This is a genomic window from Photobacterium galatheae (assembly GCF_000695255.1).
Classification (GTDB): Bacteria; Pseudomonadota; Gammaproteobacteria; order Enterobacterales; family Vibrionaceae; genus Photobacterium; species Photobacterium galatheae.
Genome location: NZ_JMIB01000032.1, coordinates 51,867 through 66,077, shown reverse-complemented (window position 1 = coordinate 66,077; position 14,211 = coordinate 51,867). Strand labels below are relative to the sequence as shown.

Below are 14,211 nucleotides of genomic sequence, written 5' to 3'. Positions count from 1 at the left end.
TGCAGCAATGTTTCATCCCATCCGCCCCGAATGTCTGACCCTGATTCAGCAAGGTCTGCAATTTGATCCGCTATATGGCCATGATCTGGCCAACCATTTACCGATGGCGCTGATCGCGCTGGATCGCTGTGGTGCCAGCCCATTACAGCTGCAACGTTTTTATCAGGATTACACGTCTCATTTGCAGCCAGTCCGTCAGATCCTTCCCGATCAGGAAACAACGCCAGCGCTGGGTCATCGAGACAGTTTTGCACTGTTTCATCAGCAGTTTCGTCAGCAACTCGCCACACAGGGAGATGCTACTGTCCTGCGGGAATGGCTGCCTGTGCTGCTGCCAGGTCTGGCTGCCAGCGCTTTTCACGGCATGATCCGCCTGAGTTATGCTTTAGAAGCCGGGGATCATGAGGAAATCGCCATGGCACTGGCCTACTGGGCCAGCGAATATCAGCCCTTAAGCCCACTCACCAGCACCCGCCATTATTCCGCTGAGACGCAGCTGACATTGGCTTTGGATGCATTCAGGAATTTTAAATTTCAACCAGGCATCATTGTTGATCGCATCAAGGAAGTGGTTGCTCAACCAACCTATCAGGCCATCGCTGAAGTGCCAGACAAACTCACGGAAGCCGAAATTGCCCGCCTCACAATCCGTGCTTATCTGGCAAGCAACGATTTTACGCTGCTCCATGGTGTGACCGGTTTTGATGCCCTGCAACAGCTCCTGCCTTATGTCCCGGATCGCCAGCTGGCGCTGGCCTACTACTGGCAGGCTTATGTGGCTGCTTTCTGCTCGGCGCAACCGCTTCCTCCGTTCTCTTTAGCCCCTGCGACTCGTATCGAGCCAGACTGGCCGGCCTGGTTCGCCACAGTCACCGGGCTCTCTGATGATCACAGTATCAAACTGACCTACAGCTGCAGCCGCCTGTATCAGACCTTTGCATTCGATGAATATCTGGCTGCGATCCAGATGCGGCTTGCCACCCATGACGCTTAACCAGGGTGTTCTCCCTCAACAAGGAACCTCATATGAAAACAATTGCTTTAGTTTATTATTCTGGCTCTGGCGCAACTCACGACATGGCAGAAGCGGTCGCCCAGGGTGCCAAAACACAACCTGACATTCAGGTGATTCGCTACCGGATTTCCGGTGAAGACATTCAAAATGGCCGTTTCAACGATCCGGATCTCTTTGCCAGCCTGCAACATGCCGATGCCATCCTTTTTGGCAGCCCGACCTATATGGGCGGCCCCGCAGCCCAATTCAAGGCTTTTGCTGATGCCAGCAGCGAGAGCTGGAGTGAGCAGGGCTGGCGAAATAAACTGGCGGCAGGATTTACCGTCGGCGGTAGTCAGGGCGGCGAACAAGACAGCACGCTCAACTATCTGCTGATTCTCGCCATGCAGCACGGGATGCTGTGGGTGGGGATGGATATGCCTTCTGGTTATCACGACAAGCGCATCAATCCGATGGGTCGCCAGTTAGGTGCCAGTGGTCACACCCCGGAAGGGGCACTCAGTGAGGCCGATTTAAAAACCGCAAGTCATCTCGGACAGCGTGTTGCCACCCTACTGCTCTCTCAGTTTGCCGCAGAAAAATCACCCGTTGCGGAGATCGCCTGACAGAAACACAAAAGGCGCCTTTATCGGCGCCTTCGTCTGTGATCATCAGCAGAATTACTTCAGGGTAATCCGGGCAAACTTACGCTTACCTACCTGATACACCGCCGTACCGGCAACCGGCTCGAGCTTGGTATCTTCCACTTTTTCGCCGTCGATCTTCACGGCACCCTGACGGATCATCCGCAGCGCGTCAGAAGTCGAGTTCACCAAATCCGCATCTTTCAGCAGGTTTGCAATTGCAGCACCGGCTTCGAATTCAAACTCAGGCATTTCATCTGGCATCGCTCCTTTTTGGAAACGGTTAATGAAATCCTGTTCTGCTGCATCTGCATCCGCCTCAGAGTGGAAACGGGCAATGATTTCTTTCGCCAGCAGAATTTTTACATCACGCGGGTTACGGCCATTCGCAATCTCTTGCTTCAACTGCTCGATGGCTTCCAGCGGACGGAAAGACAGCAATTCATAGTAGTTCCACATCAGATCATCAGAAATCGACATGATCTTACCAAACATTTCCGTCGGCGCTTCAGCGATACCGATGTAGTTATTGGCCGACTTCGACATCTTCTTCACGCCGTCCAGACCCACCAGCAGTGGCATGGTCAGCACAACCTGAGGTTTCTGACCTTCTGCCTTTTGCAGCTCACGGCCCATCAGCAGGTTGAATTTCTGGTCAGTCCCGCCCAGCTCGACATCTGTTTTCATGGCCACAGAATCGTAGCCTTGCAGCAGTGGGTACATGAATTCATGAATGGCAATCGGGCGACCTTCGTTATACCGCTTTTTGAAGTCGTCCCGTTCCAGCATACGGGCCACCGTCTGGCTGGCAGCCAGACGGATCATGCCTTCGGCACCCAGATTGGACAGCCAGGTGGAGTTGAACTCAATTTTGGTTTTGGCCGGGTCCAGAATCTTGAACACCTGCTCTTTATAAGTTTCAGCATTGCGCAACACATCTTCACGGGTCAGCGGTGGTCGCGTGGTATTTTTACCGGTCGGATCACCCACCATCCCGGTGAAATCACCAATCAGGAAAGTCACCTCGTGGCCCAGCTCCTGGAAGGCACGCAGTTTATTGAGGATCACTGTATGGCCCAGGTGAATATCCGGCGCTGTTGGATCCGCACCCAGTTTGATGCGCAGAGGACGATTTTCCTTCAGTTTGGCAATCAACTCTTCTTCCGGGATCAGTTCGTCGACCCCGCGCTTAATTTCCGCTAACGCTTGTTCAATGCTGGCCATTCTTGTTCACTCCCACAAAATTGGCATAAAAATGATAAAGGGCAATCTTACTTGAATAGCGATGTTTTTTGAAACCAGTTAGACTAAGGCTTGTCTTATTTTTCACTGATACGCAAAAAACATCATAACTATCATCAAATGCTAATATCAAAATTTTCCCGGTTGCCACGGATGCACCAGACTCTTATCTCCGCCATTAGTGCGGTGACTGTGCTGCTGATGCTGCTGCCGGAACCAGAGGAAATGGACCAGCCCGAGCGAAAGTTTGAAATCGGCAAACTCTACCCCCTCGAACTCGACCTCAACGGCCCTCAACTCAAAGCGAGTGGTGTCACTCCCCCTTTACTGCCACCGCCACTCTCCTGGATAGACCATGAAATTAAGCCCGGCGAAAGTCTGGCTCTGGTCTTCGATAAAGTCGGCCTGAGTCCGGCAACCCTGTATCGACTGATCAACGCCGATGAAGGCACGAAATCACTGATTACCCTGCGTCCCGGGGACAAATTGCGTTTCGGACTCGATGAAAATCGTGAGCTGATCCAACTCATTCAACCCATCAATGCCACTGAAACCCTCTATATCACGCGCAAAGGCGACACCTTCGCTTCGAAAACAGAGCAAAAGAAAGTGGACACCCAACTCAATTTTGCTCAGGCCGTCATTACCTCCAGCTTCTGGAATGCGGCAACCGATGCGGGCCTGACAGCCAACCAAATCATGGAAATTGCAGGCATTTTCGGCTGGGATATCGACTTCGCACTGGATATCCGTGAAGGGGATACATTCTCCGTGCTGTTTGAAGAACGCTATGTCGAAGGTGAACCCATTGGCCGGGGGAACATTCTGGCTGCTTCCTTTACCAACCTGGGGCAGACCTTCATGGCAGTGAGAAGCAGCCATGACGGAAAATATTATGATCCAAACGGACAGGCCATGCAGAAAGCCTTCCTGCGCTCACCGGTCAACTTCCGTTACGTGAGTTCCAACTTCAACCCTCGCCGCCTGCACCCGGTCACCGGGAAAGTAAAAGCACACCGGGGAACCGATTACGTGGCACCTGTGGGCACACCGATCTGGGCCGCCGGTGATGGTGTGGTCATGAAATCCAGCTATAACCAGTTTAACGGCAATTACGTCTTTATCCGCCACAGTGCAACTTACGTCACCAAATATCTGCACCTGAGCAAGCGTCTGGTCAAAACCGGGCAACGTGTCAAACAGGGGCAGACCATTGGCAAACTGGGTGGCACAGGCCGTGTCACCGGGCCGCATCTGCACTATGAGTTCCTGGTGAATGGGACGCATAAAAACCCGCGGACAGTTTCTTTGCCTCAGGCTGAGTCACTGAAAGGGAAGGCTAAAGCTGCGTTCATCCAGCAAGCGAATGAGCGCATCGAACAGCTCACCCAGTTCCGTCATCTGCTGGCAGCCAATACCAATACCAGCCTGTTACCTCCCCGGGGCTAAGGTTTCACGCGAATAAAAAAGCCGTCACTGCAGTGACGGCTTTTCAATATTTAGTGCAGAACGAGTGCATTACACGCTGAAAGAAGCACCACAGCCACAGGTAGTCGTAGCATTTGGGTTATTCACAAAGAAACGCGAACCTTCCAGACCTTCGGTATAATCCACGGTCCCACCAATCAGATACTGCAGGCTCATCGGGTCAACCACCAGCGTCACACCACTGTTTTCAATGGTGGTATCGCCCTCGTTCACCTTCTCATCAAACGTGAAACCGTACTGGAAGCCGCTACAGCCACCGCCAGTGATATACACGCGCAGCTTCAGATTCGGATTTTCTTCTTCCGCAATCAGTGCTTTCACCTTATTCGCTGCAACGTCGGAAAAGTTCAGCGGGATACTGGCATCGCTCATTCGCAACCTCTCAATTCATCATCACTTTGTCATCTGACTGTTGTCATCTGACCTTTGTCACGATTATCTAATACCTGACTGCTGCGTTCAAGTATTGACCATCATCTCACGACTTTACTGATTCTGAGCAAGAAAGGCTGCTCGCCATTGAATTCGCATTTACGTACAATAACGCCCTCATCACCAAGGATTACAGGAAATTACCATGAGCAAATCGGCTGATTTATTTGCCAAAGCACAACACACCATTCCTGGCGGGGTCAACTCTCCGGTCCGCGCATTTGCAGGCGTGGGCGGCGATCCGCTGTTTATTGAACGTGCCGACGGTGCCTATATATTTGATGCCGATGGCAAAGCATACATCGACTATGTTGGCTCCTGGGGCCCGATGATCCTTGGCCACAACCATGTTGCCATCCGTGATGCCGTCATCGAGGCCGCCCGTCAGGGTCTGAGCTTTGGCGCGCCAACCGAAATGGAAATCACCATGGCAGAACTGGTCTCCCGACTGGTCCCTTCGATGGAGATGGTTCGTATGGTGAGTTCAGGCACTGAAGCGACCATGAGTGCCATTCGTTTGGCCCGTGGCTTTACCGGCCGGGACAAAATCATCAAATTTGAAGGCTGTTACCATGGCCACGCCGACTGTCTGCTGGTCAAAGCCGGTTCTGGCGCCCTGACCCTGGGTCAGCCAAGTTCACCGGGTGTTCCGGCTGACTTTGCCAAGCACACCCTGACCTGCACCTTTAACGATCTGGATTCCGTTCGTGCTGCCTTTGCAGAAAATCCGGACCAAATCGCCTGTATCATCGTCGAGCCTGTCGCAGGTAACATGAACTGCATTCCGCCGGTACCGGGCTTCCTGCAAGGGCTGCGCGACATCTGTGACGAATTCAGCGCACTGCTGATTCTGGATGAAGTCATGACCGGCTTCCGGGTCGCACAGGGTGGCGCGCAGGCTTACTACGATGTCAAACCAGACCTGACAACACTGGGTAAAATCATTGGCGGCGGCATGCCTGTCGGCGCATTCGGCGGCCGTCGTGACGTCATGCAATACATCGCTCCAACCGGCCCTGTTTATCAGGCAGGTACACTCTCCGGTAACCCGGTCGCCATGGCCGCGGGCTACGCCTGTCTGTCTGTTCTGACACAGGAAGGTAACGAAAAACGTCTGGCTCAAACGACACAACATCTGGCCGAGGGCTTTCAGGCGCTGGCTGACAAATACGGTGTGCCACTGGTCACCAATCAGGTTGGCGCGATGTTCGGTTTCTTCTTTACCGATCAGGAAAACGTGCACAACTACCAGGACGTGGCCCGTTGTGATGTGGAACGCTTCAAGCGTTTCTTCAACCTGATGCTTGAAAAAGGTGTCTACCTGGCTCCGTCAGCGTTTGAAGCCTGCTTCACTTCTCTGGCCCATGGTGAAAAAGAAATTCACGCCACGCTGGAAGCAGCTGAATACGCTTTTGCAACGCTGGCAGAAGAAGCCAAATAAGCACGGCCTGCATTACATTCCTCAAAGGGCAGATCTTTCCTGCCCTTTTTTAGATTTTCTTTTCGCAGTAAATTGTTCTTTTCGTCACAACATGACACATCTATTTTTACGTATTTCAAGATCATGCTGATATTGCAGCTTCGCTGAATCATAGTCATCGTCATTAACTACAGGTTCATCATCACGTTCATCTTCTGGTCTCTCAAACGGCGAAACGGGTCAGGGCAATCACAATGACTTAGATTGAAAGCAAGGCAATCCTTGTTCAGCGTTCCAGCGTTTGAGTTCTGTGATCACCGCTTCAGAAGAGTCTTCAATACCACACATCGTTGGGTGTGTTAACAGAGCGCTTCCTTCTGGATGGACTATTGCACTGTTGAAATAATCAACGACTTCCTCAAGAAAGGCATCGTCACGGTCATCAGAATAGATCGTTTTCAGCAAAACTAGGAATTCTACTTCTGTGTAATGATTGAATTTTTTTAGCATTTCATGAATCCTTCCATCTGGCCTTTTCTAAGTAATTACTCAGTCATGAATAAAACCAGTCTGTCTACATACTGGTTTGTGCTCTGAAAAACTTTTGGGTGAAATTAAAAATGCCATTCGAAATCATTAACTTCCCATCAGATAATGTATACACTTAACCTTATCTGAACCAACATGATAAACCACTTGGAAATATTTGCTTTCACCTATAACAAACTTATCCCAAGCACCAACCATACCTAATACAGGAACGGTTTTCTCTAACATTGATTCAGATGGCATACCGATTAAGTCATGTATATCTTTGCGGTTATCGATGCCTTTTAAACCATATTCAAAATATGCAGGATTGTAAGCGATAATTAACTTTAGTTTATTCTCTTCGCTATAAAACTGAAACTCTAAACCACGATTAAATAACTCAATGTAAAACTCATCATCATAACCATCAATTTTAGAAGGCACATTCCCTCCAATCAAAGATGTAAAACTCGGATCTTTGACCAGCTCTTCATAAGTTTTTCCTAAAAAATCATAGTAATTCATCATCATGAATACCAACCATTTTGTTAATTGATGGTGTGTAACTCGTTGCGAGCTTTTTCAAGCACTTTCTCTGAGTAACCTTGCTCAGACAGACAAGTTTTGATGGATAGAAAATTTCCCGCCAGATGACGGGAATTCAGAGCGCATTTATTTTACCTAATTAATACTTAGCAATCAGCGTCTTAATGGCCGGGTCAATGCCCGCAATAATATCCATTGCTTCACGGACAGATTTACCTCCGGGTGCAGCTGCATCAGGGTCTGCACCATATTCTAGGAGAACTTTCACCACATTGAATTCAAAAGGGTGGTTGTCAAATGCCATATCTAAGGCATTCTGAGAGTCTTTTCCTCGGTGTTCAAGGGTCTCTTTTGCGCCGTTTTCCAGCAAGAGCCGCATTGCAGGGACATTTCTTTGCCGCACAGCAAACATCAGCGGTGTATAGCCATAGTTATCGATCGCATTAACATCCAGCCCTTTATCAATCAAATACTCGACTGATTCTACCGGGCATTGGTCATCAGCTCCGGGGCTCATTAATGCCTTATTTAAGTACGTCCAATTTTCTTTGGGTGTTATTTCATGAATATCAAAGCCTGATTTAATCAGGCTTTCTAACTCATTGATATCTGGATCATCTAATGCTTCTAAAATTTCAAGTGCCATTATCATTTCCTATTTCTTAGAAATTTTCTCATATCTTTTTTAATGAGTTCTAAATCATCATATCCCGGCTTTTCATCTACATGACTCCAGTTGCGTTTCTCTTCTTCTATCTGAAAGTAATCCAGACGGGAGTTCACAAAATCATTCAGCTCTGGTTGCGTCATGCCCAACTGTTCAGCAGCACGTAAGATACGGCGGTTTTCTACACCGAATTTGTGTCATAGTGCCATTTTCAGCAAACATGCTTGCATTGACTTTAATCTGCCGTCGGAGTCTGAGAATACAGTGACACTCAAAATCAAGAAGAATGGCAAAAAGGCAAAAGAAGTGGAAATAACAGGCCACATTGAGACAACTACAGATATGCTCAAGTGACCTTTCTGAGGAATTACTCAGATTTAAAGCAAGGCAATCCTTGTTCAGCGTACCAGCGTTTGAGTTCTGCGATCACCGCTTCAGGAGAGTCTTCAATACCACACATCATTGGATGTGTAATTAATACGCTTCCTTTGGGATGTCGAATCATTTCATTGAAGAAAACTAAAAGTTCCTCAACTAATTGATCATCACAATTTTCATCATAGGGTTCTTTCACTAGTCCTAGGAAATCTTGTTCCGTGTACTGGATCAGTTCATTTTTCATTTGAGTGAATCCTTATATTATCTTTACAGAATTTACCCTTATTTTATCAATATCGTGTCTTGATCAAGATAAACACTAATTTTCTTAAAATGATCTATGATACCAGTCATCTGTTTATCTCGCGATACGATTCTTTGCTCTGAGATACGAGGTGCTTTCAGATCATACAAAGAAATAAACCATTCGCACAAAGCTGATAAATCCCGCCATCAGACGGGAATTCAGTGAACGGTTACTGGGTCTCATAAATACTGAACTAAAAATGTAGTTATTACTTCAACTTACCTTCTCCATCCTGATTAACGCTGACGGTAATTGACTCTCCAGTATAAAAGTCCTCTCTCTTCATTGTTTTACCAGTGGAAACCAATTCATCCTCGCGAAGATCCCAACTGAATTCTCCAATTAATGAGCTGACAGAATACCAGTAAATTCCATCATCATTCTCTGCCATACCTAAAATAGCGCACTCTAAACCATTTGCATCCGATAATTCAGATCTTTTCGAGTTTATCTTCACTACTTCGTAAAAGTTAAACTTTCCCTTCATAATTATTTCCTCTAATTAATGTGTGATTTTACCATCAAGCGAAATATTAGCATGACTTTTATTTTTTCCACTCGCCGCCCAACCTAACTTTTGCCTCCCTGTTTTAGATAATTGAACATCCCACTCAAAAGCTTGCCCCTCAGTTCTGGAAGGTCCCTTTACCCATTCGTTATCAAACCGATCAATGAAACCTTTGTTGGGACCTCTGTTCAGTGGGTTTGAAGGATTATAACCCCGCTTTGGTACAAACCTAATTTTACCTGTCGTTGGTAACTGGGCATCTTTCAATCGACCTTTTATCGTGTGCTTTGCAACTTTATAAACCAAATAGATCGGCGCAATTCCCGAGTTCTGCGGGAACACCAGAACGACGTCGCTCCAGTGCGCTTCCTCTGCGGCCGGGTAGGTTTCAACCGTCGGGAACCATTCATCCGGAATCGGTGTAGTATGAATGTCCTCTTTCTCAAAACCATCTTCATGACCCGGCGTCAGTTGCCATTCAGGGTTGCCCGTTTCTGTCGGGAGCCAGGTGAGATGAGGGCCGTCTTTCTCAAGCGCGACGGAGTAACTTTGATTGTGCTGATTAAAATCAACCTTCAGCACCGGAATGCTGGCGAAATTCATGTGCCATGCGCGAACGGTCGGGTATTGTTCGCCCGGGGCGGGGTCGGTCAGGCTGATACGGATACGGCTTTGCACACTTTCTAGCTGATGCAATTCCGCTTCGGTGTGCTGGGTGTCGTCGTTGTGCCAGATTCTTTGTGGCATCAGGAACACAGAAGCGACACCAGCCGACGCTACCAGCCGGTATTCATCCAGTGCATTGTCGAGTTTCCCGGCCAGCCGGGTCAGGGCAACCGCGGCGTCTTTGTTGGCTGAACAGGACGAACAATTTCCGGCTGCGCCTGCTGCCGCACTGCCCGAGAGTGCTGCCTGAGTTGCCTGCTGCGCCTGAATTATACCGCCGATCGGGTTGGCATGCGCCGAGCTGAAAAACCATGAAAACGGTCCGAAATTGGTGATGGGTTCGGGTGCTGCGCCTGCATTTGTGCTGCCTTGCGGCAGATTACACGACTTGGCAAACACCGGCGTGACGACAGATTTGATGCGGACGACCGGAATATCCTGAACCAGATGCTTCCCGTGAAGCGGATAAATGATGGTGTCTTCAATACACGGGCCGTCGTAGCGGTAGTGGCTGTTCAGTGCCTGATTAAACGCCTGCGGCGGTTCCGGTGGCAGTTCCCGAATGGGTTTGGGGGCATCCACGGCATCTGGTGACTGTACGATTAACTGATGCCCGATATCCAGCGATAACGGGTCAGCCTCATAGTGCGGGTTTAAATTCAGCAACTCCCGGGCGTTCAGGCCGTATTGGGCGGCTATGTCAGGCCATGTCTCGCGCTCACCGGTGACCGGATCTCGCTGCACGGTGTGCGTTTTCACCACTGGTGCCGGCTGCTGGTTACCTTCTGCGGCTGTTCGCTCAAGCGCAGGCTGCTTGATGGTATCCAGCAATGCATTGAGATCGATTTTCACACCGTTCAGCAACAGCCAGTCTTCACTCAGGTGATCCAGATGCAGGCGGGTGATCCGCTCCCGGCGGTACACAAGATATTGATTATCGACAAGCACACCGCCGCGCTTCCACGGCAACAAAATTGCACTCAGGTGGCCCTGATAATAGTCATCCCGGAACCGTTCGTGCGTGGTATGTGTGGCACGAAATGCCCAGCGTCTTTCCCCAAGAATCTGATATTCCTGCATCAGTCTACCGTTGCAGAAGTGATAGAAATACCCCTGACTGGGGTGCCCCAGACGTCCGTCAATTTCCACTGCGGGGATCACGGCCATCAAGGCTTCCAGCGCTTGATCCGTGCCTTTCGGATGTACCGTCACCGGCTTCCCTTCTGTGACCCCCAGAGATTCACAGGCCCGGGCCGCATACAGACATTTGGTTTCATTCACCATCACAGGCGTTGTGAGCCGGAAACCATGTTCCACCGGCTTTTCCTGCCAGTTTGACACCCGGTATTCTTCCTTGGTCTTACTGAGGAAGAACTCACAATTATTGTGCTTGCGCAGCGCATCTAGTGAGCAGGACAGGTCAAAGCTGTACTCAAATTGTGCCACTGGGGCCGGATCTTCCCGTACCGGTTGTGGTAACACACAGGTGATGCTTTCTCCCAACTGAGGAAAGGACGCCTTCGGATATTTTCTTGTCACAGTATCATCATCAACACTCATAATGCCCCCTGAATAAAACGCTGAAATATCAAACATATTGCGCAGATTTTATCATCCAGAGGGGGTTGCGGTGTGACGGAATTTGAGGGGGGAATGCCAGTGAAAATGACAGGTGCATCCTGTCGAATCGACAATTTGAGCCTGCAAATCGAAAGTAAGCGATCAAACGCCTGAGTACGCCATCTTCTGCGTTGGGTGATGCTGATGGCGGTGGATCCCGCCATCAAATTCCAGAAAGGTGCTTTTTACAATGTATCATCGGGGGGGCTGAATGATTCCGACACCGTTTCAGAACATCAACATGGCGAAGATTTACTGCTCCCTCTCCGGCTCGTATTCCCCGACTGCCTCAATCCCACCCGATGAGATTCACGGAACTGATGTCTCTGAAATTTCAGAGAAAGATCAGGGCTGATCATTGCCACGCCCGCAAGCTGATGCAATGATGAAAGTATTCAAAACAGCTTGAGGGAAATCCCGTGCCAAAACCGTTTCAACCCCAGTCACGCCACTGGATGCTCGTTGTCGCATTAGTTCTGGCAGCTTATGCCAGTTACCGGCTGATCGAACCGTATCTGGGGCCGATTGTGATGGCCTTTATCATTTCCCTGCTGTTTTATCCGCTGCATGCCCGGATTGAGCAAAAACTTGGCCGGCCGAATCGCTCCGCCATCCTGTCTTGCACCATCCTGACTTTCATCATCGTGATTCCGGTGCTGATCGTTTTTGCTTCCATTGTGCAGCAAGGCTCGACCTTTTCGAAAGACAGCTACGCCTGGCTGACGAGCGGCGGCCCCCAAGACCTGCTGGCTCACCCTTTTGCCCAGACGGCGCTGGATACGATCAATAAATGGTCTCCGTTTGAAAGTCTGAATGTTCAGTCCATTGTACAGAAGCTGGCAACAGCAGCTTCCAAACTTGGCACGCAGTTGTTCAACATCAGTGCCAGACTGCTCGGTGATGCGACCAACCTCATCCTCAGCTTTATGCTGATGCTGTTCGTCCTGTTTTTCCTGTTGCGTGACCACAGCAAGATTGTGGCCACCCTGCGTCATGTCCTGCCGCTGTCCCGCAGCCAGGAAGATGCGCTGCTGACGGAAGTAGAACAAGTCGCGAAATCCGCGGTCATGGGGTCGTTTCTGACAGCGCTGGCACAAGGTATCGCCGGTGGCTTTGCCATGTGGCTGGCGGGCTTCCCCGGCTTATTCTGGGGTTCTATGATGGCCTTCGCTTCTTTTATTCCGGTGTTTGGTACGGCGTTAATCTGGCTGCCCGCTGCGCTCTATCTGCTCCTGCTCAACCAGTGGGAATGGGCTGTGTTTCTGATCGCCTGGGGGATCATCGTGGTGGGTTCAATCGACAACTTCGTGCGTCCGCTGCTCATGCAGGGCAACTCGGGCATGAATACCCTGCTGATTTTCTTCTCGATCCTGGGCGGTTTACACCTGTTTGGCCTGATTGGTCTGATTTACGGCCCGATTATTTTCTCAGTCACGCTGGTTCTGTTTAAACTCTATGAAGTCGAGTTTAAAGATTTCCTGGAACAACAGGACAATCAGTAACCTGGCTGCCTTTCCATCCGGGCGCTTTTGTGGAACAATTCGCGCCCGATTCTGAATCACCCACAGAGGCTCTCATGTCTGCCAATGCTGCAACCTTTAGCCCTGCCAGTCAGGTAGTGGCCCGTCAAACCGACTTTTTTACCGACCGCCATGTCCTGGTCGCCGGTGAGCTGGACGATCTCTATCCGGTTGAGCTGGCAAAAGTGGCTGCCAGTGTGCACGTGTTTAACACACACTACGGCCAGCACATCGCCCTGAGCCGCAGCAGCAAGATCACCAGTCATTTTGGTGCTGAGCTGTCTGCCGATGACGTGCAAGGCGTAGACATGATCCTGCTGTACTGGCCAAAAGCGAAAGCAGAAGCAGAGTACCTGCTGGCCATGCTGCTGGCCCGGTGCGGTAAAGACACCGAAATCTGCATCGTGGGTGAAAACCGCAGTGGTGTACGCAGTGCTGAAAAGATGTTCGCCGCTTACGGGCCGATCAACAAATACGATTCCGCCCGCCGCTGCAGCTTCTTTTGGGGACGTTGCCAGAATGAGGTACCGGCCTTCCAGATGGACGACTGGTTCCGCAGCTACCCGCTGAGCGTCGGCGAGCAAACCCTGACCATCCGCTCATTACCGGGCGTGTTCAGCCATGGCGAGTTTGATCAGGGCTCACTCCTGTTGATTGAGAACCTGCCAGCCCTCTCTGGCCGGGTGCTGGACTTCGGCTGTGGTGCCGGAGTGATTGGTGCAGTCCTGAAAACCCGTTACCCGGAAATCACCCTGGATCTGGCCGACGTCAGTGCGCTGGCCATTGCATCCGCCCGGGAAACGTTCCGCGAAAACCATCTTGAGGGCCACTTTGTTGCCACAGATGTCTATTCCTCGCTGCCGGAACAATATGACTTTCTGATCAGCAATCCGCCTTTCCATGCAGGCCTGAAAACCTTCTATGCGGCGACGGAGCAGTTTATCAAACAGGCACCCGACCACCTGAACGAAGGCGGTGAACTGGTGATCGTCGCCAACAACTTCCTGCAGTATCCGCCTCTGCTGGAACAGTGTCTGGGTGGCTATGATATTCGTGCGAAAAACAATAGATTCTCAATTTATCACGCGAAAAAATAACCCCTTGCCCTGCCATTCCTGAGACTGGCAGGGCATCAATTCCACGCTTTTCCCCGCTAAATCCGTCAAAAACGCCAAAATTGTGCCTTGGCACACGCTTCGCAGCAGACTTCCTTGATTGTGAAAAAAAACTCAGTATAACCGGGTGTTC

At 50.1% G+C, this 14,211-nt stretch carries 14 protein-coding genes and 1 pseudogene; 6 read left to right on the top strand and 9 right to left on the bottom strand.

Annotated features, from left to right (window positions below; translation table 11 throughout):
- The first annotated feature begins 7 nt into the window (after positions 1–7).
- Together EA58_RS16190 and EA58_RS16185 are read left to right on the top strand one after the other, a co-directional pair.
- Positions 8–994 carry a questin oxidase family protein gene (locus EA58_RS16190; RefSeq protein WP_036755140.1) on the top strand — a complete coding sequence of 329 codons (987 nt, stop codon included), beginning with the start codon at positions 8–10 and terminating at the stop codon, positions 992–994.
- 32 nt (positions 995–1,026) lie between these two features.
- Entirely contained in the window at positions 1,027–1,620 is a 594-nt protein-coding gene (locus EA58_RS16185; RefSeq protein WP_036755138.1) for a flavodoxin family protein, read from the top strand.
- A gap of 54 nt (positions 1,621–1,674) precedes the next feature.
- Here the strand turns inward: EA58_RS16185 and tyrS are convergent, their stop codons facing one another.
- Positions 1,675–2,862 carry a tyrosine--tRNA ligase gene (tyrS, locus tag EA58_RS16180; RefSeq protein WP_036755134.1) on the bottom strand — a complete coding sequence of 396 codons (1,188 nt, stop codon included), beginning with the start codon at positions 2,860–2,862 and terminating at the stop codon, positions 1,675–1,677.
- Positions 2,863–3,000: 138 nt separating this feature from the next.
- Here tyrS and EA58_RS16175 point away from each other — a divergent pair, with 138 nt between their 5' ends.
- Positions 3,001–4,329 (top strand): peptidoglycan DD-metalloendopeptidase family protein, encoded by a 1,329-nt coding sequence (locus tag EA58_RS16175; protein ID WP_036755131.1) that lies wholly within the window; start codon positions 3,001–3,003, stop codon positions 4,327–4,329.
- A 69-nt stretch (positions 4,330–4,398) separates the two neighbouring features.
- Here the strand turns inward: EA58_RS16175 and erpA are convergent, their stop codons facing one another.
- Positions 4,399–4,740, bottom strand: a complete 342-nt coding sequence (erpA, locus tag EA58_RS16170; RefSeq protein WP_036755130.1) for an iron-sulfur cluster insertion protein ErpA — start codon at positions 4,738–4,740, stop codon at positions 4,399–4,401.
- A gap of 205 nt (positions 4,741–4,945) precedes the next feature.
- On the opposite strand from erpA, the gene hemL reads away from it, so the two are divergent.
- Positions 4,946–6,241, top strand: coding sequence for a glutamate-1-semialdehyde 2,1-aminomutase (hemL, locus tag EA58_RS16165; RefSeq protein WP_036755128.1), 1,296 nt, complete (start codon positions 4,946–4,948; stop codon positions 6,239–6,241).
- Between the two features lie 228 nt (positions 6,242–6,469).
- Here hemL and EA58_RS16160 read toward each other — a convergent pair whose 3' ends face one another.
- The 7 genes and pseudogenes from EA58_RS16160 to EA58_RS16130 all read right to left on the bottom strand — a co-directional run bounded on the left by EA58_RS16160 (position 6,470) and on the right by EA58_RS16130 (position 11,383).
- Complete coding sequence (locus EA58_RS16160; protein ID WP_036755124.1) at positions 6,470–6,730, bottom strand: bacteriocin immunity protein; 261 nt, start codon at positions 6,728–6,730, stop codon at positions 6,470–6,472.
- Between the two features lie 126 nt (positions 6,731–6,856).
- Positions 6,857–7,282 carry a hypothetical protein gene (locus EA58_RS16155; protein WP_152548084.1) on the bottom strand — a complete coding sequence of 142 codons (426 nt, stop codon included), beginning with the start codon at positions 7,280–7,282 and terminating at the stop codon, positions 6,857–6,859.
- 154 nt (positions 7,283–7,436) lie between these two features.
- Positions 7,437–7,943: an ankyrin repeat domain-containing protein gene (locus tag EA58_RS16150; RefSeq protein ID WP_036755122.1), complete on the bottom strand. Its 507-nt coding sequence runs from the start codon at positions 7,941–7,943 to the stop codon at positions 7,437–7,439.
- A gap of 2 nt (positions 7,944–7,945) precedes the next feature.
- Positions 7,946–8,149, bottom strand: a pseudogene (locus tag EA58_RS21610) (hypothetical protein); the annotation flags it as partial.
- Between the two features lie 182 nt (positions 8,150–8,331).
- Positions 8,332–8,586 carry a bacteriocin immunity protein gene (locus EA58_RS16140; RefSeq protein WP_036755118.1) on the bottom strand — a complete coding sequence of 85 codons (255 nt, stop codon included), beginning with the start codon at positions 8,584–8,586 and terminating at the stop codon, positions 8,332–8,334.
- 271 nt (positions 8,587–8,857) lie between these two features.
- Entirely contained in the window at positions 8,858–9,136 is a 279-nt protein-coding gene (locus tag EA58_RS16135; protein ID WP_036755117.1) for an Imm31 family immunity protein, read from the bottom strand.
- Between the two features lie 15 nt (positions 9,137–9,151).
- Entirely contained in the window at positions 9,152–11,383 is a 2,232-nt protein-coding gene (locus EA58_RS16130; protein WP_200872193.1) for a polymorphic toxin type 17 domain-containing protein, read from the bottom strand.
- A 479-nt stretch (positions 11,384–11,862) separates the two neighbouring features.
- Between EA58_RS16130 and EA58_RS16125 the strand changes: the two genes are divergently transcribed.
- A complete protein-coding gene (locus tag EA58_RS16125; RefSeq protein WP_036755115.1) occupies positions 11,863–12,945 on the top strand; it encodes an AI-2E family transporter in 1,083 nt (360 codons plus the stop codon).
- A 74-nt stretch (positions 12,946–13,019) separates the two neighbouring features.
- Positions 13,020–14,060, top strand: a complete 1,041-nt coding sequence (gene rsmC, locus EA58_RS16120; protein WP_036755113.1) for a 16S rRNA (guanine(1207)-N(2))-methyltransferase RsmC — start codon at positions 13,020–13,022, stop codon at positions 14,058–14,060.
- Positions 14,061–14,211 lie beyond the last annotated feature (151 nt).

Coding starts and splice junctions, on each gene's coding strand:
- EA58_RS16155 (WP_152548084.1), bottom strand. CDS start 7,282: ATGATGATGAATTACTATGATTTTTTAGGAAAAACTTATGAAGAGCTG.
- EA58_RS16150 (WP_036755122.1), bottom strand. CDS start 7,943: ATGGCACTTGAAATTTTAGAAGCATTAGATGATCCAGATATCAATGAG.
- rsmC (WP_036755113.1), top strand. CDS start 13,020: ATGTCTGCCAATGCTGCAACCTTTAGCCCTGCCAGTCAGGTAGTGGCC.
- hemL (WP_036755128.1), top strand. CDS start 4,946: ATGAGCAAATCGGCTGATTTATTTGCCAAAGCACAACACACCATTCCT.
- tyrS (WP_036755134.1), bottom strand. CDS start 2,862: ATGGCCAGCATTGAACAAGCGTTAGCGGAAATTAAGCGCGGGGTCGAC.
- EA58_RS16160 (WP_036755124.1), bottom strand. CDS start 6,730: ATGCTAAAAAAATTCAATCATTACACAGAAGTAGAATTCCTAGTTTTG.
- EA58_RS16175 (WP_036755131.1), top strand. CDS start 3,001: ATGCTAATATCAAAATTTTCCCGGTTGCCACGGATGCACCAGACTCTT.
- EA58_RS16185 (WP_036755138.1), top strand. CDS start 1,027: ATGAAAACAATTGCTTTAGTTTATTATTCTGGCTCTGGCGCAACTCAC.
- EA58_RS16130 (WP_200872193.1), bottom strand. CDS start 11,383: ATGAGTGTTGATGATGATACTGTGACAAGAAAATATCCGAAGGCGTCC.
- EA58_RS16135 (WP_036755117.1), bottom strand. CDS start 9,136: ATGAAGGGAAAGTTTAACTTTTACGAAGTAGTGAAGATAAACTCGAAA.
- EA58_RS16190 (WP_036755140.1), top strand. CDS start 8: ATGTTTCATCCCATCCGCCCCGAATGTCTGACCCTGATTCAGCAAGGT.
- erpA (WP_036755130.1), bottom strand. CDS start 4,740: ATGAGCGATGCCAGTATCCCGCTGAACTTTTCCGACGTTGCAGCGAAT.
- EA58_RS16140 (WP_036755118.1), bottom strand. CDS start 8,586: ATGAAAAATGAACTGATCCAGTACACGGAACAAGATTTCCTAGGACTA.